This window comes from Alteromonas sp. S167 (assembly GCF_036864375.1).
Lineage (GTDB): Bacteria > Pseudomonadota > Gammaproteobacteria > Enterobacterales > Alteromonadaceae > Alteromonas.
The window spans coordinates 13245-34286 of record NZ_JAZETR010000008.1; the positions used below are offsets into that span (position 1 = coordinate 13245).

General features: G+C 45.5%; 19 protein-coding genes. 7 read left to right on the top strand and 12 right to left on the bottom strand.

Going from position 1 to position 21042, the window contains the following annotated elements:
* Nucleotides 1-67 precede the first annotated feature (67 nt).
* The 3 genes from rplU (at nucleotide 68) to cgtA (ending at nucleotide 2060) form a co-directional block, all read left to right on the top strand.
* Nucleotides 68-379, top strand: a complete 312-nt coding sequence (gene rplU, locus V7R35_RS12900) for a 50S ribosomal protein L21 (RefSeq protein ID WP_012517169.1) — start codon at nucleotides 68-70, stop codon at nucleotides 377-379.
* Nucleotides 380-394: 15 nt separating this feature from the next.
* Nucleotides 395-652, top strand: a complete 258-nt coding sequence (rpmA, locus tag V7R35_RS12905; protein WP_012517170.1) for a 50S ribosomal protein L27 — start codon at nucleotides 395-397, stop codon at nucleotides 650-652.
* Nucleotides 653-890: 238 nt separating this feature from the next.
* Entirely contained in the window at nucleotides 891-2060 is a 1170-nt protein-coding gene (cgtA, locus tag V7R35_RS12910) for an Obg family GTPase CgtA (protein ID WP_334015283.1), read from the top strand.
* 156 nt (nucleotides 2061-2216) lie between these two features.
* On the opposite strand, the gene V7R35_RS12915 is transcribed toward cgtA, so the two are convergent.
* Nucleotides 2217-2582: a hypothetical protein gene (locus V7R35_RS12915; protein WP_334015284.1), complete on the bottom strand. Its 366-nt coding sequence runs from the start codon at nucleotides 2580-2582 to the stop codon at nucleotides 2217-2219.
* Nucleotides 2583-2824: 242 nt separating this feature from the next.
* Here V7R35_RS12915 and folA point away from each other — a divergent pair, with 242 nt between their 5' ends.
* Nucleotides 2825-3322 (top strand): type 3 dihydrofolate reductase, encoded by a 498-nt coding sequence (gene folA, locus V7R35_RS12920; RefSeq protein ID WP_438823477.1) that lies wholly within the window; start codon nucleotides 2825-2827, stop codon nucleotides 3320-3322.
* 119 nt (nucleotides 3323-3441) lie between these two features.
* On the opposite strand, the gene rpoS is transcribed toward folA, so the two are convergent.
* The 10 genes from rpoS to V7R35_RS12970 form a co-directional block, all read right to left on the bottom strand.
* On the bottom strand, nucleotides 3442-4431 hold the full coding sequence (gene rpoS / locus V7R35_RS12925) for an RNA polymerase sigma factor RpoS (RefSeq protein WP_334015285.1): 990 nt from the start codon (nucleotides 4429-4431) through the stop codon (nucleotides 3442-3444).
* Nucleotides 4432-4502: 71 nt separating this feature from the next.
* On the bottom strand, nucleotides 4503-5375 hold the full coding sequence (locus V7R35_RS12930) for a peptidoglycan DD-metalloendopeptidase family protein (protein WP_334015287.1): 873 nt from the start codon (nucleotides 5373-5375) through the stop codon (nucleotides 4503-4505).
* Between the two features lies 1 nt (nucleotide 5376).
* Nucleotides 5377-5955, bottom strand: a complete 579-nt coding sequence (locus V7R35_RS12935) for a YqaA family protein (protein ID WP_334015288.1) — start codon at nucleotides 5953-5955, stop codon at nucleotides 5377-5379.
* Nucleotides 5952-6587: a protein-L-isoaspartate(D-aspartate) O-methyltransferase gene (locus V7R35_RS12940; RefSeq protein WP_334015289.1), complete on the bottom strand. Its 636-nt coding sequence runs from the start codon at nucleotides 6585-6587 to the stop codon at nucleotides 5952-5954. Before V7R35_RS12940 ends, V7R35_RS12935 begins: the two co-directional genes overlap by 4 nt.
* A 247-nt stretch (nucleotides 6588-6834) precedes the next feature.
* The gene (truD, locus tag V7R35_RS12945; RefSeq protein ID WP_334015290.1) at nucleotides 6835-7917 is read right to left on the bottom strand and encodes a tRNA pseudouridine(13) synthase TruD; all 1083 of its coding nucleotides are present in this window, start codon (nucleotides 7915-7917) and stop codon (nucleotides 6835-6837) included.
* A complete protein-coding gene (gene ispF / locus V7R35_RS12950; protein WP_334015291.1) occupies nucleotides 7914-8387 on the bottom strand; it encodes a 2-C-methyl-D-erythritol 2,4-cyclodiphosphate synthase in 474 nt (157 codons plus the stop codon). The genes truD and ispF overlap by 4 nt, the downstream gene beginning before the upstream one ends.
* Nucleotides 8387-9172 (bottom strand): 2-C-methyl-D-erythritol 4-phosphate cytidylyltransferase, encoded by a 786-nt coding sequence (ispD, locus tag V7R35_RS12955; RefSeq protein ID WP_334015292.1) that lies wholly within the window; start codon nucleotides 9170-9172, stop codon nucleotides 8387-8389. The genes ispF and ispD overlap by 1 nt, the downstream gene beginning before the upstream one ends.
* Before the next feature lie 5 nt (nucleotides 9173-9177).
* Nucleotides 9178-9468 (bottom strand): cell division protein FtsB, encoded by a 291-nt coding sequence (gene ftsB, locus V7R35_RS12960; protein ID WP_334015293.1) that lies wholly within the window; start codon nucleotides 9466-9468, stop codon nucleotides 9178-9180.
* 104 nt (nucleotides 9469-9572) lie between these two features.
* A complete protein-coding gene (locus V7R35_RS12965) occupies nucleotides 9573-11288 on the bottom strand; it encodes a TIGR03545 family protein (RefSeq protein ID WP_334015294.1) in 1716 nt (571 codons plus the stop codon).
* A 257-nt stretch (nucleotides 11289-11545) separates the two neighbouring features.
* Entirely contained in the window at nucleotides 11546-13168 is a 1623-nt protein-coding gene (locus V7R35_RS12970) for a methyl-accepting chemotaxis protein (RefSeq protein WP_334015295.1), read from the bottom strand.
* Nucleotides 13169-13436: 268 nt separating this feature from the next.
* Here V7R35_RS12970 and V7R35_RS12975 point away from each other — a divergent pair, with 268 nt between their 5' ends.
* Together V7R35_RS12975 and putA are read left to right on the top strand one after the other, a co-directional pair.
* The gene (locus tag V7R35_RS12975; RefSeq protein ID WP_334015296.1) at nucleotides 13437-14477 is read left to right on the top strand and encodes a zinc-dependent alcohol dehydrogenase family protein; all 1041 of its coding nucleotides are present in this window, start codon (nucleotides 13437-13439) and stop codon (nucleotides 14475-14477) included.
* Between the two features lie 326 nt (nucleotides 14478-14803).
* Complete coding sequence (gene putA, locus V7R35_RS12980) at nucleotides 14804-18601, top strand: bifunctional proline dehydrogenase/L-glutamate gamma-semialdehyde dehydrogenase PutA (RefSeq protein WP_334015297.1); 3798 nt, start codon at nucleotides 14804-14806, stop codon at nucleotides 18599-18601.
* Nucleotides 18602-18695: 94 nt separating this feature from the next.
* Here putA and V7R35_RS12985 read toward each other — a convergent pair whose 3' ends face one another.
* Nucleotides 18696-19298, bottom strand: a complete 603-nt coding sequence (locus V7R35_RS12985) for a TIGR04211 family SH3 domain-containing protein (RefSeq protein WP_334015298.1) — start codon at nucleotides 19296-19298, stop codon at nucleotides 18696-18698.
* Nucleotides 19299-19458: 160 nt separating this feature from the next.
* Here V7R35_RS12985 and V7R35_RS12990 point away from each other — a divergent pair, with 160 nt between their 5' ends.
* Nucleotides 19459-20964 carry a CYTH domain-containing protein gene (locus V7R35_RS12990; RefSeq protein WP_334015300.1) on the top strand — a complete coding sequence of 502 codons (1506 nt, stop codon included), beginning with the start codon at nucleotides 19459-19461 and terminating at the stop codon, nucleotides 20962-20964.
* Nucleotides 20965-21042: the final 78 nt, after the last annotated feature.

A 21042-nucleotide genomic window follows, 5' to 3' on the forward strand; every position in this document is an offset into this window, starting at 1 on the left:
GTTTCACGTACAATTCGCGCCCTGTTTTTTGAATTGAAGCGTCAGTGGACGCAGAGCGGAGTTAACTATGTACGCGGTTTTCCAAAGTGGCGGTAAACAACACCGTGTGGCCGAAGGCCAAACCGTTCGTCTTGAAAAAATCGAAGTAGCCCCAGGCGAAACGGTTGAATTTGACAAAGTTTTAATGGTAAGCAACGGTGACGACGTAAAAATCGGCACACCAATCGTTGCTGGTGGTAAGGTGACTGCAGAGGTTGTTACACACGGTCGTGGCGATAAAGTAAAAATCGTTAAGTTCCGTCGTCGTAAGCATTCTCGTAAGCAAGCGGGTCACCGTCAGTGGTTCACAGAAGTGAAAATCACTGGTATCAACGCATAATAGGAGCACGAACACATGGCACACAAAAAAGCTGGTGGTAGTACCAAAAACGGTCGTGATTCAGAAAGTAAACGCCTAGGTGTTAAGCGCTTTGGTGGTGAATCTGTTCTTGCTGGTAACATCATTGTTCGTCAACGTGGTACTCGTTTCCACGCTGGTGACAACATGGGTATCGGTAAAGACCACACGTTGTTTGCACTAAAAGACGGTAAAGTTCAGTTCGACGTTAAAGGACCGAAGAACCGTAAGTTTGTAAGCATCGTAGCTGAGTAAGCGCGAAAGCTTCTCGCCGAACAGGCTTAGAAAAACCCCGCGCAAGCGGGGTTTTTTGTTTTATGAAACCTAGTAGGTGTTTTTTTAAGTAAGTAATTGTGCTTAACAAACACCGTAAAACGTTTCTTTCTTTTTGGAACTCGATGCGTGTAGTTACGCGTTTATACCCGATTTGGTGTAAACTTAGGGTTCACAGCAATAACCTAATAACCCACGGCATTTATGCCCGGAGTGATAAATGAAATTTGTAGATGAAGCTGAAATTCGCGTTGAAGCCGGTGACGGCGGCAACGGTACCATTGGCTTTAGAAGGGAAAAATACGTACCTAAAGGTGGCCCAGATGGTGGCGACGGCGGTGACGGCGGCAGTGTATTTTTACAAGCCGATGAAAACCTGAATACATTGATCGACTATCGCTTCGAACGTTTTCACCGAGCAGAACGCGGCCAAAACGGCCAAGGCGGTAACTGTATTGGTAAAAAGGGTAAAGACCTTACCGTAATGGTACCCGTGGGTACACGCGCTACCGATTGCGATACCGGCGAAGTACTGGGCGACCTTACTCGTCACGGGCAAAAGCTAAAAGTGGCACAGGGTGGTTTCCACGGTCTTGGTAACGCACGTTTTAAAAGCAGTACTAACCGTGCGCCACGTCAAAAAACGAATGGTACACCGGGCGAAATTCGCAACCTTAAACTTGAGCTAATGCTGCTTGCTGATGTGGGTTTATTGGGCATGCCAAATGCGGGCAAATCTACCTTTATTCGCTCGGTATCTGCGGCTAAGCCAAAAGTAGCCGACTATCCATTTACCACGCTTGTGCCAAACTTAGGCGTAGTGCGTCAAGACTCACAGCGAAGCTTTGTGGTAGCGGATATTCCAGGGCTTATTGAAGGTGCTGCCGACGGCGCTGGTTTAGGTATTCGCTTTTTGAAGCACCTTGAACGTTGTCGTATCTTGTTGCACGTTGTCGATATTTTCCCTGTTGATGAAAGCGACCCAGCAGAAAATGCAAAAGCCATTGTTGAGGAACTAGAAAAGTACAGTCCGAAACTGGCAGAAAAGCCACGCTGGTTAGTATTCAACAAGGTAGACCTTCTGTTAGAAGAAGAAGCAGAAGAGCGTTGCCAACATATTATTGATGCCCTTGAATGGGACGGTCCGGTATATCAAATTTCAGCATTCCAAAAAATGAACCTAGATCCGCTTTGTAACGACATCATGGATTTCATTGAAACGTTACCTAACGATCTTGAAGCTGAAGAAGAGAAGAAAGAAGTGGAATTCAAGTGGGATACATACCATAAGAATACCCTTGAAACTCACGACGAGTTTGAAGACGACGATTTAGATGATGACGACTGGGACGAAGACGACTACGACGTGGAAGTTGAGTATCGTCGTTGAGAAACAATCGCTGAGAAACAATCGCTGAGAAACAGCCGCTTAGGAACAGCCGCTAAAAAATGAGTAGCGGCGAAAAATCGAAGCAAAAATCAAACTTACAAAAAGCACGACACACGTAAAACGTACATAACGTACCAATTACGCAGTCGTGTTTTTTTATACGCGAAATGTAATACTTTTACTGTGTTTTACTGCGCTACTACTCGCATCAATTACCGTATGCGTTCTATCAACAATTGCGTTTCGGTGCTGAGGTAAACGCAAGTAATAATAGATCTCTTCCAGCATTGCACTTAAGCATTTAATTTTATGTGCCATCGCTGTATTTTCCCCACCATCTACTTCAAGCAAGATAACCGCTATATCGTAAGCGCATCCTAAATACGGAACAGCATTGCTGTACTGACCGCTGTGCATCATTAAACTGCCCTGCATTTCATCTCTAGCCATAACATGCAAGGCATGTTCTGGATGGCTGTATACCCAGTCAGCGTGCTTCTCGCAAAGGAATTGAATCTGCATAATATCGTCCTCCCGTAATTACAGTAGGTGAATCTTGCTCTATTTGCAAATGATAATTATTATTGTTTGTGTGGGGGTGTAGTTACACGCTTCTAAAGTTGGACGACATTTAAAAATAAAGCAGAATATTATTAGCTATCTACGTTATACAATGGCGAGATGCGGTATGATGTATGTACAGTCTATAAGCGCGCTGGTATTCAGCACTGATAGAAAGAAACGTTAGAAAAGGTGAGTAGTAAATGAAAGTAGCCATGATTGCCGCAATGGCGAATAACCGTATTATCGGCGCAGACAATGATATGCCTTGGCATTTACCTGCGGATTTAAAGCACTTTAAAGCTGTCACGCTCGGTAAACCTGTCATCATGGGGCGTAAAACCTATGAGTCTATTGGTAAGGCGCTACCAGGGCGTTTAAATATAGTGATAACGGGCAACAGTGAATATAGCCTTGCTGATGCTACGGTGGTGGACTCGCCTGAATCTGCATTAGAAGTGGCTAAGGCATTGGGTGAAACCGATGAAATCATGGTAATTGGTGGTGGCACTATTTATCAATCGTTCCTTGATATGGCAAACACGCTATACCTAACGTTTATCGACTTAGACGTTGAAGGCGATACGCAATTCCCTGAGTACGATGCTGCCGCTAAATGGAACGAAATACAGCGCGAGGCATTTTCACCGGATGAGAAGAATAAACACGCTTATAGCTTTGTTACGCTAGAGCGAGCTTAATAAGATGAAACGATAATAAAGGGGTTATGTGTCGTAACATCTAGTTTTCTAGCCCATGCTTTCAAGTACATAAAAAAACGCCAGCAGACGCTGGCGTTTTGCATTTTTATTAGCGAAAACTACTTCATTTGTTCGAAGAGGTTTTCAAGCGAAAGGCCCTGATGACCTAACATATCACGTAATCGGCGTAGTGCTTCAACTTGTATTTGGCGAACTCGCTCTCGAGTTAAGCCAATTTCAGCACCCACGTCTTCAAGTGTTGATGGTTCGTAACCCATCAGCCCAAAGCGGCGTGCAAGCACTTCGCGTTGTTTTGGGTTTAACTCTTGAAGCCACGTTACGATATTGGATTTGATGTCAGAGTCTTGCAAGCTCTCTTCAGGGCTAAACTCTTTTTCATCAGCGATAATATCTAACAGTGCTTTATCGTTTTCACCACCAATTGGTGTGTCGACAGACGTAATGCGTTCGTTTAAGCGAAGCATTTTGGTTACATCTTCTACCGGCTTATCAAGCGCCGCAGCAATTTCTTCTGCAGTTGGTTCGTGATCAAGCTTTTGTGATAGTTCACGCGAAGCGCGCAAATACACATTCAGTTCTTTCACTACGTGAATAGGCAGGCGGATAGTACGTGTTTGGTTCATGATGGCACGTTCTATGGTTTGTCGAATCCACCATGTTGCGTAAGTTGAAAACCTGAAACCGCGTTCCGGATCAAATTTTTCAACCGCACGAATTAAACCTAAGTTTCCTTCTTCAATTAGGTCTAAGAGCGCTAGACCGCGATTGTTATAACGGCGTGCAATTTTCACCACTAGGCGAAGATTACTAACAATCATACGTTTTCGCGAGGCTTCACAGCCTTTCAGTGAGCGGCGTGCAAAGTACACTTCTTCTTCTGCGGTAAGCAGTGGCGAAAAGCCAATCTCACCAAGATAAAGCTGTGTTGCATCCAAATTTTTAGGTTGGTCGTCTTGACTGAAAATAGCGTCATCGCTTTCCAGTTCGGCGTCGTTTTCTAAGGTGTCGTCAGCTTTCAAGTCAGCTGGCATTTCGATGACGTCTAGTTCATCGTTTTTTGATTCCAAGGCTTTATTTGACTTACCCATGGCGAATCTCCTGCTACAAGGTTTACCTTATGACGTTTCTCCTTTATTTCTTTTATTATTATTATTTATTGTTATTGTTTTATTTTTGGCAGATACGTCATAGGATTTAACGACTTTCCTCTGTACCTTACTTCAAAATGAAGCTTAACCGAATCTGTTCCGCTATTACCCATGGTCGCAATTTTCTGACCTGCCGACACCCATTCTCTTTCTTTTACTACAATGGTGTCGTTGTATGCATACGCACTAAGGAAGGTATCGGTGTGTTTTATTATGACTAAATTACCGTAACCTCGAAGCGCGTTGCCTGAGTAAACCACTTTTCCGTCTGCCGCTGCTACTACATTACTGCCTCTAGCACCGGCGATATCAATTCCTTTGTTGCCCGACTCAGCCTTGCTAAACGTACCAACTAATTTTCCGTTTGCAGGCCACACCCACTGTTTAACTTTGTCTGGGAAACTTGTCGGAGCAGTTTTTTTGACGCTAGGTGACAAGTTCTTGACAGTTGTAACTTTTTGTGGGCTAACAACTTTTTCATCTTCAACATACGCTTCTGTTTTTTTGCGGTCAACAATCTTTTTACTTTTATTTAACGTGGTCGGATCTGTTGACCGTTTGGTCTTCGCCTTAGGTATAGTGTGGGTTGTAGCGGTGTTTTTAGGTGGTGTAACGCTCAGGATCTGCCCTGGAAAGATCGTGTAAGGTTCTGATAATTTGTTATATTTTGCTAAATCTCGGTAGTCGTTTCCGGTATACCATGCTACCGCAAATAAGGTGTCGCCTTTTTGAACTTTGTAGGTGTCTTGTGTGAATTCTTCGCTACCATCGGTAACTTGGCTATTTAATAAGATAACGGGGGCAGGGGCTGTTCGCCCTGCACATCCGTGTAACAAGAAAAGAGAAAGAAAAACTGAGGTAATGCAAACCTTAGTCGAACACATGTTACCGCAATAGTAGATAGGCTAAGATAGCCAAAACCACGACAGACCAGCCAATGATTTCAACGTACTGCCGTAGCTTCTGCTCCATAGCGGCACCACCCCATCGCATAAGGCCTGCAACAAGAAAGAAACGTGCGCCGCGGCCAATGGCTGAAGCTAAAAGAAATGGAAGCAGGGCCATTTGTAAGAAGCCCGCACTTACGGTAAATATTTTGTATGGAATTGGAGAGAAACCGGCCAAAAACACTACCCATACGCCGTAGGTTTCAAACCACTCCATTGCTTTTGCAATTTTGTCATCATAGCCCCATTCGGCAATGATAGGAGCAAGCCATGCATCAAACGCAAAGTAACCCAAACAATACCCAGCAACACCACCTAGTATAGAAGCCAGTGTAGTAATAAAGGCCAGTCGCCACGCCTTTTCGGGCTGAGACAGTGCCATTGGCGCAAGCATAACGTCAGGAGGTATAGGAAAGAATACAGACTCAGAAAAGCTTAGTCCGCTTAAATATTTTGTGGCGTGGCGGTGCTTCGCCCAACGAAGTGCCATGTCGTAGCATGACTCGAACAACCTCACATTATCTCTCCTGCAACAAGAGGCACAAACCTCACCGACTCAATGGTTGATGTTTTAAGTTCACCCTCTACTCTGTCTATACACAGTAAAGACTGCTGCTCATTGCCTACGGGAATAATCAGTCGGCCGCCTTCTTTTAATTGATCGCACAAGTCTTGAGGCAAAGTGGCTGCCGCTGCAGTAACAATAATGGCGTCATACGGCCCTTTCGACTCCCAGCCTTTCCAACCATCGCCGTGTTTCATGGCAATATTGTGAAGATCTAACTGGTTCATTCGGCGCTTAGCCTGAAACTGCAGCGATTTTATGCGCTCAACGCTAAACACTTTTGAAAAGAGTTGCGCAAGAATAGCGGTTTGATAACCAGAACCCGTGCCTATCTCCAACACCTTTTCTGGTTTATTGGGGCTATCTAAAAGAAGCTCGGTCATTTTCGCCACAATATAAGGTTGCGAAATGGTTTGGCCCTGACCAATAGGTAATGCCGTATTTTGATAAGCTTTGTGTTTTAACGTATCAGGTAAGAAGCCTTCTCTAGGCGTACCCGCAATGGCGTTTAAAACCGCTTGTGAACGTATTCCTTCGTCATAAAGCAGTTGTGCTAACGCGTCTCCTTTTCTAGAAGCTCTCATGATGTTGCGTACTTTCCTTTATTCTTATTTACAGCCACGCGAAAAATAAAACTGCGAGCCACGCTTTTACTAAAGTTGAAGATGTATTGCCGCCGCGCATAATAGCTGCGGTCTGCAAGTACTCTGATTAATTATTGTAATCAAATAATTTATCAGCACTAGCTATAGCATGAAAGTGGGCGCCACAGCTAGCAACACGAAATAAAATGCCCTTATATGCCTTTCTGTATTGCTTCAGTAGAGCGGTTTAAACTCTATTAATAGGCGATAAGGTTTCTACGCATTCACGCAATACTGACGTTGCAAAGCATCCTGTGGGCAACGCGAAAGAGATAGTAAATGTATCACCCTTACTTTGCCATTCAAGCTCAGATGGCCAAATTTTTATTGCCCGACGCTCTTGCTCAAAGCCACACTGACTTAAAAAGTCGATAACTTCAGTACTGTTGGCAGCTACTTCTTGCTCTAGCGCTAAAGCGTCAGCTTGGGTAGCAAGCGTCCCTTTACCCCATAGTGGTGCAGAAGGACAAACGTCTTTGTTGTCGTAGCGGTGCTGCACGTCATTCAAACTGGTACTGTCGTCATTGTTAGCTATAAAAAAGCTATTTGAGCCCGAGAGCACCATGGCGTCGCCAGACAGCACGGTATTAAACTGAGTTTTTTGCAAACGAGTAGACAACATTTCATTAAACAGCCAGCTTCGTAGCGCAGACATAGCCATAGAGCGTTTATTGCGATGTCTAATGGTTTCACCATTTACCATACGCTCGGCCATCATTAAGTTGCCGCCGCGCTGCACTTCACCCATTTCGTTAAGGCGCATTACACCGAAGCGCTGCTCACCGTAGTAGTTAGGTACGCCATGTTGCGCTATTTCTTCTAAGCGCTCTTCAATAGCTTCAGGGTGCATAACCTGACGCAGTGTAATGGTAAAGTGATTGCCTTTAAGCTGACCCGTGCGCAGTTTTCTATTGTGACGTACTTGCTTTAATACGCGTACGCCTTCTAATTCAAAGGTACTGAAATCGAAATCGGGTTTACCTGGGGCATGAATGCCGAACCACTGTTGCGTAACGGCGTACTTGTCTTTTCGGCCCGCATAGGTAACTTGTCTAAGCGGAAGTTTCACAAAACGCGCAATTTGTTCGGCAACAAACGCGGTATTGTTATTGGTTTTTTCCACAAAAATGAATTGATGCTCACCTTCACCACAAGGTTCATAACCTAAATCTTCCACCACTTGGAAATCGTCGGCTTGAAACTTAAAAATACCGGTAGATACCGGCTTGGCGTAGTAGTACTCCCAGTGATCAGTGTGTAATGGCTTCATAGCTTTTCCAGTAGTACAACAGCATGAGCGGCAATACCTTCTTTACGTCCGGTATAGCCGAGTTTTTCCGTGGTAGTGGCTTTTACATTAATATCGTCCACCTCAACGTTACAGTCTTTGGCAATAATATCGCGCATGGCCTGAATATGTGCTGCCATTTTAGGGGCTTGCGCCACAATCGTCATATCAGCATTACTCAGCTTGTAGCCTTTTTGCTTTACCACGTTAATTACATGGCGCAACAGTACGCGGCTATCTGCTCCCGCATAAGCATCGTCAGTGTCTGGGAAGTGCTTACCTATATCGCCCAATGCTGCTGCGCCTAATAGCGCGTCGCACAGTGCATGTAACAGAACATCACCGTCGGAATGTGCAACCAAGCCTTGCTCGTAATCAATGCTTACGCCACCAATAACAATGGGGCCGTCGCCGCCAAACTTGTGTACGTCGAATCCATGTCCTATTCGCATTACGTGTGTGCCTTTTTTGTTTGTGCGTTTTCTAAATTGTCAGTGTTTTTTGTAGCAGTAGCTAATCGCTGCTGTAGATAAAATTCAGCAAGGGGCAGGTCGGCAGGGTGGGTTACTTTTATATTTGCCGGACTGCCGTTAATCATTGCTACGCTATGCCCTGCAAATTCCATGGCAGACGCTTCATCGGTAATGGGTAAACCTTGCTCAATACCTTGCTGTAAAGCTGTTTTAAGTAGTGCTGCTGGAAAAAGCTGTGGGGTTAGCGCGTGCCACAGGTTTTCTCTGTCTTCTGTATGTGAAATAACATTGTGGGAGCTGCTGCCATTATCAATCTTCTTCGCATGGTTTTGGGCATGAGCGCGCTTCATGGTGTCGCGAACAGGCGTAGCAAGAATACCGCCTGATACGCTGCTATCATGCATAACCTTTATTAAGTTGGTAATGTCACCACTGTCTACACAGGGTCTTGCTGCATCATGCACCAATGCCCAATCGTCATCATTTAAGGCCATGATGCCACTTAAAACGCTATCTGCACGTTCTTTGCCGCCATTAACAACCGTTATAGGCTTTGCACGTAATCCAAGCGCGTCGAAGTAGGCGTCGCCTTTGCTTATCGCAACAATTACATCGTCAATGAGAGGGTGCTCAATGAGGGCATCAATGGTGTGTTCAAGAATGGTTTTGTTTGCAATGCTTAGATATTGCTTTGGGCGGTCTGCTTGCATGCGACTGCCCACTCCCGCTGCGGGTATTACCGCAACTACACGAGGCGTGGTCATGGTTATCACTTAGTTTCTGCAGGTAAAATACGGTAAAAAGTTTCACCCTGTTTAATGAGCCCAAGCTCGTTACGTGCTCGTTCTTCTATAGCTTCTAACCCAATTTTTAGGTCACTAATATCGGCTTGAAGTAATGCGTTACGCTGCGCGAGGTTAGCATTTTGAAGCGCTTGCGTTTGCACTTCTTGCTGACGGCTAAAATAATCAGGAATGCTATTTTTGCCGAACCATAGTCGGTACTGCAGTAGCCCTAACAGCACTAGCAATATGATGGGAAGCCATTTACCTTGCAACACAGATTCACCTGACCTTTGGTTAAGCGTAAATAAAGAGGTGCAGAAACGTCATGGCCTCTACACTTCTGTATTATGCCGCGAAGCAGCGCTGAGTCAAAGGAGCTTTACTCACCTTGACCCAATTTGCTCTTTAATTTGTCGAACAGTTTGTTTTTCTGTTGTTCAACCACGTTGTTCAGTTGTGCTTGTAACAATTCTTGTAACGCTGCACTGTCACCTTGTGCTGCGCTAATCATGCTGTTTACATCAACTAATTCACCCGTTAGTAAAGATTGTTGATTGCCAATCATACTGTTTAATTTACTGTTCAGCTCGTCAAGCTTGTCTTGTTGAGACGCAGTAAGCTGGCCTAAAGCCGCTTTTGCAAGCTTGTTATCTAAATCCGATTTTAAATTAAAACCTGGGTTAGACAGCGTACCGTCAAGCAGCATAGTCATATTTAAGCTGGTTAAGGTTTGTAGAGCGCTAGCGATAGCGCTGGTAATATCGCTTGTGCCGGTGGCTTCCATTACTAGCTGCTGCAAGTCTACTTCGCCTGTACCAGACAGCATGTTGTCGGTAACCTTCATAGAACCGTTGGTTTTCATTAATGCGGTTTTAAGCACGGCGTTTAATGCTTCATTACCACTGAACGGAATGTTCTGCATGTTTACACCGGCTAACTGCCATACTTGGCTTGCGTCTACACCGTTACCGTCAATCCAAAACTCACCGCTTGAAGTAAATTCTTTAAGCATGTCACCGGCAGCTTCAATAGTGAAGGTGGTTGGATTGCCAAATACCTCGTGTACATTGGTGATATTGTTCCATTTGCTGGTAATTGATTCGTTTTGCCAAAGAACCGATACATTGGCTTCTTTTACCAAAATAGAAGGAATGTCTGCTGGCGCTTCACTCTTTTCCTCGCCCTGAATAAGTGGCATTACAATTTGCATCGCTGCCATAAGGTATTCGGTATATTCGGCTGCTTTATCGCCAAATACGAAATAGGTTACTTGTGATAGGGCGGCTTGGTCACCGGCAATGACACCTTTTAATAACGCATAATCTTCCTTAGGGGCGTTTTTAAGTGCTTGTACACTCTCGCTTAATGCTGTTTTAGCTGTCGACGCTTTTTCAGTAAAATCGCTAATCATGGCTTTGTCGGCCATCATTTCTTCTTTTAACTTGTCGAAGGCTGATTTAGCCTGAACAAGGGCTTGAGGATCTTTAAAGTCGGTATTTTTTAACTGCTCAACCTGCGTTTTGTAATAGTCGATGCGAGACTTATCAGGCAGTGCTTCATAGTCTGCTTTTAAGCCTTCACCGTAGGTTTCGTAAGTTGCTCGTGCTTGCTCTACGGCGGCTGTGGTTTTTAGTGGGTTACGCGCTAACAGCTCGTCTACCGAGGGTACTGCATCCTTTGCTTTGGCCTTTATTTCATTGAATGAAAGCGAACGTTCTGGTACACGATATACTTCACCCGGGCTTGCGCGTTCAGTGTCAAACTGTACTTCAAGCAAGTTTAAGTTGTTTACAATAACTTGGTCTTTTAAAAGCGGGGCAAGCTCAACGTCAGCATTTGCGGTTCCCACAAAAACTTGGTTGTGTGAGGGTTTAATGGGGTTTGTTAGCGAAATACCAGTAATGGTTACCGTTGTAGGGAAGAGTGTATGGTCAAAGTCGTCTATATTTACTTCGGCGCCATAGGACTCACCGAGTTTCGATTCAAGCACCGCTTTTATAATGCTGTTTGCAAAAACGAAATACACAACAAAGAGCAGCACAAAAAATCCTGCTACCCACTTTAATATTGACTTACCTGCTGAACCGCTACTCATGTCGCACTCCTTGTACCCATTTTTACTTGCGCTAACTTCTACTTAGTTAATTTCTACTTAGTGATAAGCGTTGAGAGATCACATGCTCGCATCCAAGTATGCTTTGCGTATCTGAAACTCTGAATCGCAACGTTTTACCTTTGCCAGTGTAATGCACTCAATACCAATCTTCCACGTGCAAAATCGCTAGTTTGTGTAAAGAGAATAAAAAAGGGGCCACAGCCCCTTTTTTGTCGGTTGAACGCAAATAATGAATGCTAAAGCTTAAAGCGATTCGCAATATCCATAATGGCAAGACAGCTAGCACGCAGCGCTTCACTTGCCGACGCTAACTCATCGGCGGTTCGTAAGCTGCTATCTGCGGCGCCGGATAGCGCATTAATACGCATATTGGCCTCAGTCGCTGCTTCCGCTTGCTGCTCGGTAGCGCGAGCAATTTCACTACTTTTATTTGAAATCTCGGTCATTAATCGGTCAGCTTCTTGTAAGCTTTGATTGGCCTGAATGGCGTTGTCTACCGTTCTTGTCGATGCCGACTGACTCACTTTTACGGCATCAACCGCTGCTTTGGCGTTACTTTGCAGCTTTTCTATCATGGCTTGAATTTCGTCGGTGCTTTGCCCGGTTCTGCTTGCCAAGGTCCTTACTTCATCTGCTACTACGGCAAAACCTCTTCCTTGTTCACCGGCGCGAGCCGCCTCAATGGCTGCATTTAATGCAAGTAGGTTGGTTTGTTCTGCAATACCCCGAATAACGTCTAATACTGCCCCAATGCTGTCGGTTTGTGCAGCAAGCTCGGTTACTACGGTACTTACACTTTCAATGTCGGAGGTAAGCGAACGAATGTCGCTAACTGTACTATCTACCACCGCTGCGCCATTTTGCACGTTGGTTCTAGCACTGCCAGTGCTTTTCTCTGCCGTATCGGCATTGTTACTGACTTCATTAATTTGTGTGGTCATTTCTTCCATGGCCGCAGCCACTTGCAGCATATTCTCGTTTTGGTCCTGCGCTTGCTGGTTACTGTTTTTGCTTGACCTTTCAACCAGCTCAGCCTGTTGATTGAGCGAACTGATGTTCTCTCTAATGCCTAACAACGACTGACGCATTTTCTCGGTATACTGATTAAAGTAGCGTGCCAGACGCGTAATTTCGTCTTGTCCCGTTTCTGGTAATGACCGTGTCAGGTCACCCTCACCTTGCGAAATATCTTTCATACGCTCGGTAACTTCCTGCACAGGTTTAACAATGCTACCGCCGATAACATAGATCAGTAGGACGACAAGGACGATACTCACCACGCTGAAAATCACAATTAAATTGCGTAAGCTGGCGTATTCTTTTTCCAAATTGGTCAAATATATACCCGAACCCACCGTCCAGCCCCAAGGTTTAAACTCCTTCACGAAAGAGATTTTGTCGGTGGGGCTTGTCTCTCCAGGTAGCGGCCACACGTAGTCGACAAAGCCTTCACCGTTGGCTTTTACCTGCTGCGCCATTTCAACAAATAATGCTTTGCCATTTTCATCTTTAAACGAGCGTAAGTCTTGTCCATCTAGCGCTGGTTTGAGGGGGTGCATAACCATTGAAGGCGTTCTGTCTTGAACCCAAAAATAGTTACTACCGTCGTAGCGCAGTGCTTTTACTGCGTTAAGTGCTTGTTGTTTTGCACTCTCTTCATCAATGTCACTGCGTGCAGCAAAGCTTCCAAGCATGGTATGTACAACCTCTACCAAATGCTTGTTCTCTTCGTAAGACTTATGCTTCAGTGCTTCGAAATGCCTATTTAAAACTAGGCCTGTAAGCACCACGAATAACAGAGTGATCAGGACAATGATAATTCCTAACCTCTGGATAAGGCTGAAGTTCCGTAACCACATAAACACATACCTATTCAACATGATTCTTATTTTTCACTAAGTGTAGACGCTTTTTTTGAGTCCACACCAATTGAGAGATGAATATGTGTAAACGTGTACAACCTATCTTATCGATGTCTTTAAATCTCTTTTGTGGGTGATTCTTTTATTATGGATCTGTTGAGTAAAAGATTCTTTCAATATTGTTCGTGTCGGTAAGGAAAAAGCAAGGTAATTTCTTCGCTACACACTACTATCAATAGTTCAAACATTGACGAGGGCTAACACTATGAAAGCAGTTGTATTTAACGAATTCGGAGGTGCACTTCAAATTCAGAATGTGCCTAAACCAACGCCGAAGTCTCACGGTGTAGTAATCAAAGTGAAGGCAACAGGAGTGTGTCGAAGTGATTGGCACGGTTGGATGGGACACGATGATGGCATAATTTTGCCTCATGTCCCTGGACACGAATTTGCAGGCATAGTTGAGTCGGTGGGCAAGGACGTAACACGCTTTGCTGTTGGCGATAGTGTTACTGTTCCGTTCATAAGTGCGTGCGGTCGCTGTGGGGAGTGCGCGTCAGGAAATCACCAAGTGTGTGGCAACCAAACACAACCAGGCTTTACACACTGGGGCTCATTTGCAGAATATGTGGAAGTAGATTTTGGTGATGTCAACTTGGTGCATATCCCTGAAGGGATAAACTGTGTTACCGCAGCCAGTCTTGGTTGTCGTTTTGCTACTTCGTTTCGAGCGGTTGTCGATCAGGGGAAAGTGCAAGCAGGCCAATGGGTAGCGGTTCATGGTTGCGGAGGTGTTGGGCTATCGGCCATTATGATCGCATCGGCAATAGGGGCAAATGTTATTGCTATTGATATCTCTCCAAGTGCGTTAGCGCTTGCGAAAAAACTCGGGGCAGATATTGCGATCAACGCCCTCGACGAAAGCGATGTGGCGGCAAAGGTTAAAACACTCTCTTCTGGCGGGGCGCATGTTTCTATTGACGCGTTGGGTAACCCAGTAACTTGTGTAAATTCAGTGAACAGTTTAAGAAAACGCGGTAAACACGTTCAAGTTGGCTTACTACTAGCAGAACAATCTACGCCCCCCATTCCTATGGACGCTGTGGTCGCACACGAATTAGAAGTGATAGGTAGCCATGGAATGCAAGCGTATCGCTACGAGGATATGTTTGCCATGATTGCGGCTAAAAAATTGAATCCTCAAGATTTAATTGGTTCAACCATTACGCTTGAAGAGGCACCACATGCGCTTGCGTCAATGAATGAACATAATCAGGCTGGTGTGACTGTGGTGACGATGGATTAAGACTTGTAAGTCGCCGCTTTTTATAGGGGAAATTCACAGTCGTCAAATCACTTAGACATCGTGTAAACGTGAGTGGACTGCCTACATAGACTTGTTTGCAAAAACTTTGCTGGTAAGAGCTTGGCAGGAGTTTTTTGTGTGCTAACATCCGCGCGAATTTGGCGTCATCGTGATCTTCATCCAAAAGTATAAAGTTAAAAAGAAGACTGATGCGAAATTGCGAAGTTTCGACTTCGCTTGTTTTTTAGCCGCTTCCATGACACCGTGGCGCATCAATCACGGCGGGAACGCTTTTTTATTACAGCTATTTCTATGAAAGGGTTGCAATGCTCATTAACGACACACTTCATACAACATCATCGCTGCGTCAGCGCATTAGAGATTACTACCGCATTAGCGAGTCGGTAGCCGTTGATCAAATTTTGCCTATTGCCGAGGTAAACCCACGTGCGCGAAGTCGTGCATGGGAACGTGCGCGAAAAATGGTGCTTCAAATTCGCCGCGAGCAAGAAGGACACGGTGGTGTTGATGCGTTATTAAATGAATATTCACTATCTACAGCGGAAGGCGTGGTATTGATGTGTTTGGCCGAAGCCCTACTTCGTGTGCCAGATAGAGCAACTCAAGACGAGCTTATTCGAGATAAACTGTCGAAAGGGCAGTGGACGCCGCACTTAGGTAATTCTGATTCACTGTTTGTAAATGCGTCTGCGTGGGGCTTACTGTTTACCGGAAACATGGTGAACTATGCCGACAAGCGCAAAAAAGAGCAGTTTGGGCTGTTAAAGAAAACCCTTGGCCGCTTGGGCGAGCCTGTTATTCGCCGTGCAATGAACATTGCCATGCGCGTAATGGGGCGTCAGTTCGTTATGGGCGAAACCATTGAAGACGCTGTTGAACGTGCTAAAGACAAAGAGACGAAAGGTTACGTATATTCATACGACATGCTTGGCGAGGGAGCGCGTACAATGCGCGACGCCGACCGCTACTACGACTCATACGTAAAAGCCATTAAAGTTATCGGTAAAGCGGCAAATGGCCGCGGACCTAAGCGCTCACCGGGTATTTCAGTGAAGCTGTCGGCAATTCATCCGCGTTTTGAATTCTCACACCGCGAGCGCGCAATGGCAGATATTCCGCCACGTTTAAAAGCGCTATGTATGATGGCCAAAGAGTATGACATAGGCCTAACGGTTGATGCAGAAGAAGCAGATCGTTTGGAGCTATCGCTAGATATTATTGAAGCAGTATTTCGCGATGAAGACTTAAATGGCTGGACGGGATTCGGCTTGGCGGTTCAAGCCTATCAAAAACGTGCTATCCACGTTATTGAACACCTTCGTGAGCTAACTTTGGAAGTAGGCCGTCCGTTAATGGTGCGCCTAGTAAAAGGTGCTTATTGGGACACAGAAATTAAACTTACCCAGCAAGCTGGCTTGGAAGAATTCCCTGTATTTACACGTAAATCTTCTACCGACGTGTCGTACCATGCGTGTGCTAACCGCCTGCTCGAATATCGCGACACCATTTATCCGCAGTTTGCTACCCACAACGCCTACACCGCGTCGGTTATTGTTGAGCTTGCGGGCGATGACAAAGAAGGCTTCGAATTCCAATGCCTGCACGGTATGGGCGATACTCTTTACGACCAAGTGGTAACGCAAGACAAAATTCAATGTCGCGTTTATGCACCGGTAGGCGAGCACGAAGACTTGCTGGCATACCTTGTGCGTCGATTACTTGAAAACGGTGCTAACTCATCGTTCGTAAACGCCATTGTTGATGACGAAAAACCGGTTGAGTCGCTACTTGAAGATCCGGTTGAGAAAACACAGCGCTTAAAAGTGCGCTACAACAAGCAAATTAAAACGCCACGAGGGTTATATGCTCCAGAGCGTGATAATTCTCGCGGATTAGATCTTACCGATACGAACGCGGTAACGGCACTTAAGCATGAGCTAGAGCGTTGGCAAGACTACTACAAAGTAGCGGGAGAAGTACCAGAAGGTGCAACACCTGTTGTAAGCCCAACTAACCACAACGACATTGTTGGCTATCATCACTATGCAACACCTGAGCAGATGCGTAAGGCCCTTGATGATGTTGAAGCGGGTTTTGAAGCGTGGTCTAAGCGCGATGTACAAGAGCGTGCTGAAATATTAAATAGAACGGCTGATGCGCTAGAGCGCCACATGGCTGAGCTTATTGCCATTTGTATGCGCGAGGCAGGCAAAGTTGCGCAAGACAGTATTGATGAAGTGCGTGAAGCCGTGGATTTCTGTCGTTACTATGCTGTACGCGCCGAGGAGCTAGCGGAAGATCAGCGTTTGCTACCACGTGGTGTTGTGCTTTGTATTAGTCCGTGGAACTTCCCGCTGGCTATTTTCCTAGGGCAAGTTGCTGCTGCACTGGTAACAGGTAACACAGTGGTTGCTAAACCTGCCGAGCAAACCAGCATTATCGCGCAGCGTGCGGTAGAAATTATGCAGTCGGTAGGCTTACCTGAAGATGCTCTTAAACTTATTGTATCGCCGGGTAAAGAAGTGGGTGAAACCTTGCTTCCAGATGAGCGCATCAAAGCCGTTATGTTCACAGGCTCTACGCAGACCGGCACGCTTATTTCTCAAGTATTGGCAGAGCGAGGCGGTGAACAGGTTCCACTGATTGCCGAAACTGGCGGCCAAAACTGTATGATCGTTGACTCAACCGCACTTCCAGAGCAGGTGGTTGATGATGTTATTCATTCTGGTTTCCAAAGTGCAGGTCAGCGCTGTTCGGCACTTCGCGTGTTGTTTGTTCAAGAAGAAATTGCCGACGACTTAACTGAAATGCTCATTGGTGCAATGAAAGAGCTAACGGTCGGCGACCCAACTCAACTTGCTACCGATGTTGGCCCTGTTATTGATGAAAAGGCACTGAAAACCTTAACTGACCATCAGCAAAACATGGAAGGCAAGGCCAAGTTGCTGTATCGCAATGACATGCCTGAAGGTTTTGAAAACGGTACATTCTTCGCGCCTACGCTGTATGAAATTGAAAACATCGACGTGCTAGAAAAAGAGGTGTTTGGCCCGGTTGTTCACATGGTGCGTTTTAAGTCGAAAGACATTGAAAATGTACTCGAGCAAATAAACGGTACAGGTTACGGCCTAACCATGGGTATTCACTCGCGCATTGAAGAACGCGCGAACGAACTTGCAGCTAAAAGCCGCGCAGGTAACGTATACATTAACCGCAATATGATTGGTGCTATTGTTGGCGTGCAGCCGTTCGGTGGCCGTGGCCTTTCAGGTACTGGTCCTAAAGCTGGTGGTCCGAACTACTTGACGCGTTTAATGATGGAACGTGCCACACCTAAGCCTTCGCATATCGACGACGTAGACGCTACCGACTCGGCGTTAGTAGGCGATGATAAAATTGCAGAGCGCGCCCATGTCATGATGGATAAAGCGAAGGCGGTAGAGTCGCAGTGGCGTCATACAGCGCTTAACGACCGCATTTCAATGGTACGTCAGCTGTTAGCGAAAATAGCGAAAGTGGATATTGTTGACGAGCTAGCCGATGACTTAAATCGCACTCTAGCTACCGCTAGGCAGCAGCTAACCAGCGTTGAGCGTAAGCTTGCGAAGCCAATGACGCTGCCAGGACCAACGGGTGAGTCTAACAAGCTTTACCTAGAGCCACGCGGCATCTTGGTGTGTTTCGCCGATAAAGAAGTAACCTTCGAATACTGGTTACTGTCTATTGTAACTGCGCTATCTACGGGTAACCCCGTGGTGTCAGTGGTGTCTGAAATTTTCTACGATGAAGCAGTAGAAATTCAGAACAAGTTTGAATCGACAGGTGCACCAAAAGGGCTGTTCCAGGTGGCACGTCTTGCCCATTTAGATACCCTGTTAATGGACGAAGATTTATCGGGCGTGGTGGTAGACTCGAACACAGAGCGTACTGCACGTATAACCGCTATGCTATCTTCACGTGAAGGCGCTATTTTGCCGGTAATTACGGCTGAATATAACGACAGCCTAATTCAGCGTCTGATGACTGAGAAAACTATTAGTATCGATACTACGGCATCGGGCGGTAATACATCGCTAATGACCTTAGTGGAAGATGACGAATAAGCTTCGAAGAGAGTTTGAAAGCTCAAAGAAAAAGCCAGCTATATAGCTGGCTTTTTGTTTTTACTGACTTTTTATTTTTTATTGAGGGGCGAGTTTACATCCACTCGCTGTTTCTGCGTTTACGCTTGGGCATATAGGTTAGCAATACGCCCAGCAAAATGCCTGCGCCAGCTACCATACCGCCGCGTGTAAACCACATTACCAACTCGTCTTTATTAGCGCTTTCTACTTTGGCCGATAAGCGAGTAATTTGTGTGGCTTGTTCGTCGTTGGTGGTAGTCAGCGTTGAAACTTGCTGACGAGCGTCATTGAACTGCTGACGAAGACGCGCATTTTCAGACTGTGCACTTTGCAGTGCTGATTGGCTTTCAGCCAAGCGCTCACTAATAATAGGCAATTGCTCGGCCTGCGACATGGTGTTTGACACAAAACGACTTTCTACCCAGCCTGTACGGCCTTCATCGTCGGTAATTTGTGTAAACTCCGCGTCGTTATCTCTGTCGATAACGGTAATAGGTGTGCCGGCTTCTATCGACCCCAAAATGCGATAGTTTCTACCAGCTCCCGCGTGCATGAATACAAACAAATCATCTCTAATATAGTGAGATGAAGATGCGTCTAACTCAGCGATATCCTGTAGCGAAAATGCTTGAAAAGAGCATACAACAAGCGCTGCCGCAAACCACTTTCGAATCATATGAAGTCCAATTCCGAATGTTAAAACAAGATGATGGTATTGGTTGACCGCGATAAAGGCAAGTTTGTTCCACTTTTGTCTAATTTAGGTAAAGTACTAACATTGCGAAAACACCAAGACAAAGGTAAGGTGTCAGCATTACAAGCTGCCCAGCGCAACCATGTCAGAAATAGAACTAAAATTTGTTACCGGCGTTGATGCTCACGACGCGTTCACCCAAAGCGTGCTACCGCTTTTTGAGAAAAACAACATTCGCGTTGCCTCGCACAACACCATGCGTTTAGAAAACGACTATTACGATACCGATAAGCTCGATTTTCAGCAGAGAAAGATGGGCTTTCGAGTGCGTGGAAACGATGGCCGTTATGAGCAAACGCTTAAAACCAATGGCGTGGTAAGTGGCGGTCTTCACAAGCGTTCAGAGTACAATATCGATTTGAACAACTCTCAGCCTGACCTTACGCTTTTTGATGCGTCGGTTTGGCCTGAAGACTTCGATGCACAAACAAAAAATGACGGTTTAACCAAGCAGTTTAGTACGCATTTTACGCGCCATGCCTATGTAGTAGAGTGTGAAAATAGCGTGGTTGAAGTGGTATTGGACTGCGGCGAAGCAAGCACCGATAAAGCCAGTTCACCCATTAATGAAATAGAGCTTGAGTTAATGAGTGGCGATATAAACAGCTTGTTCATATTAGCCACGTTAATTAACGACCACATGCAAGTGCGCTTAAGCGACGTATCGAAAGCAGCACAAGGCTATCAACTGCTGCATGGCTTTAACGCAAAAATACGGCCACTTCCTGATTTTTTGGCCCTTGAAGATACCACCACAACCGAAGAAGCTTTTTGTCTTGCCGTACAAACTGCGCTAGCACATTGGCAATATCACGAGCATATGTTTGTAGAAAGTGGTGCCATAAAAATGCTGGGAGAAGTGGCCAAAAGTATTCGACTACTTTTACAAAGCGTATCGTTGTATTTGCCTGTGCTTCAGTGCCCAGAATTACTTGCCCTTCACAAAAAGCTGGTGGCCCATGCGCAGCAGTGGACGTGGCAGGATGACTTACAAAGCCTTCGTTATTTATTGTCGAAGAAGAGCTTATTTAATAAAACGCTCAGCAAGCATGCCGCTATCGTAAGCTATTTACAGGGCCGTCAGGCTGGGTTGCTGCATGCTCATGAACCTGAAAAACTGTTTTTCGACAACCAAGCTACCGATATTAAAATTCATGCTATTCGCCTAATACAAAACAAACCATGGCAGCAGGCAACGCCAGGCTTCGACCATAGCGTGTTAGATCACGCTAAAGGGTGGTTGTCGCAAGGCTGGCAAACGGTGCAACAAAGCATGCCATTAAATAAAACCATGGGACCGGCTAATTATTCGTCTGTGGAAGTCGTGCTTCGCCAAACTCTGTGGAGCGGCTTTCTGCTGGGTGATTTATTTGTAGAAGAGCGCGGTAATTTTAGAGCGCCTTGGTTAGATTTACTTACGGGCATTGACGAGCTGAATGCACTACTGATGTTAAAAGAGTCTATTGTAGATGCTGATGTGGGTTCAGATGCTGAACTACGTAAGTGGACGGCAGAGAAACTCACTACCCTTATTCGTGTTATGGAGCGCACCAGGACGGTGGCTATGCAACGCGAAATCTATTGGTAGTCTTATCATTGTCAGTTTTGTTATCGCCAGTCTTGGTATTAAAAACTTTGGTATTAAAAGACGTATCGCAACCCATGG

Bases quoted from the DNA above. Each gene is read 5' to 3' on its own strand.
- V7R35_RS12965 (WP_334015294.1), bottom strand. From the start codon at position 11,288: ATGAGTAGCGGTTCAGCAGGTAAGTCAATATTAAAGTGGGTAGCAGGA.
- V7R35_RS12940 (WP_334015289.1), bottom strand. From the start codon at position 6,587: ATGAGAGCTTCTAGAAAAGGAGACGCGTTAGCACAACTGCTTTATGAC.
- cgtA (WP_334015283.1), top strand. From the start codon at position 891: ATGAAATTTGTAGATGAAGCTGAAATTCGCGTTGAAGCCGGTGACGGC.
- ispF (WP_334015291.1), bottom strand. From the start codon at position 8,387: ATGCGAATAGGACATGGATTCGACGTACACAAGTTTGGCGGCGACGGC.
- rplU (WP_012517169.1), top strand. From the start codon at position 68: ATGTACGCGGTTTTCCAAAGTGGCGGTAAACAACACCGTGTGGCCGAA.
- V7R35_RS12930 (WP_334015287.1), bottom strand. From the start codon at position 5,375: ATGTGTTCGACTAAGGTTTGCATTACCTCAGTTTTTCTTTCTCTTTTC.
- V7R35_RS12990 (WP_334015300.1), top strand. From the start codon at position 19,459: ATGTCAGAAATAGAACTAAAATTTGTTACCGGCGTTGATGCTCACGAC.
- V7R35_RS12970 (WP_334015295.1), bottom strand. From the start codon at position 13,168: ATGTGGTTACGGAACTTCAGCCTTATCCAGAGGTTAGGAATTATCATT.
- rpmA (WP_012517170.1), top strand. From the start codon at position 395: ATGGCACACAAAAAAGCTGGTGGTAGTACCAAAAACGGTCGTGATTCA.
- rpoS (WP_334015285.1), bottom strand. From the start codon at position 4,431: ATGGGTAAGTCAAATAAAGCCTTGGAATCAAAAAACGATGAACTAGAC.
- putA (WP_334015297.1), top strand. From the start codon at position 14,804: ATGCTCATTAACGACACACTTCATACAACATCATCGCTGCGTCAGCGC.
- V7R35_RS12975 (WP_334015296.1), top strand. From the start codon at position 13,437: ATGAAAGCAGTTGTATTTAACGAATTCGGAGGTGCACTTCAAATTCAG.
- folA (WP_438823477.1), top strand. From the start codon at position 2,825: ATGAAAGTAGCCATGATTGCCGCAATGGCGAATAACCGTATTATCGGC.
- V7R35_RS12915 (WP_334015284.1), bottom strand. From the start codon at position 2,582: ATGCAGATTCAATTCCTTTGCGAGAAGCACGCTGACTGGGTATACAGC.
- V7R35_RS12985 (WP_334015298.1), bottom strand. From the start codon at position 19,298: ATGATTCGAAAGTGGTTTGCGGCAGCGCTTGTTGTATGCTCTTTTCAA.
- truD (WP_334015290.1), bottom strand. From the start codon at position 7,917: ATGAAGCCATTACACACTGATCACTGGGAGTACTACTACGCCAAGCCG.
- ispD (WP_334015292.1), bottom strand. From the start codon at position 9,172: ATGACCACGCCTCGTGTAGTTGCGGTAATACCCGCAGCGGGAGTGGGC.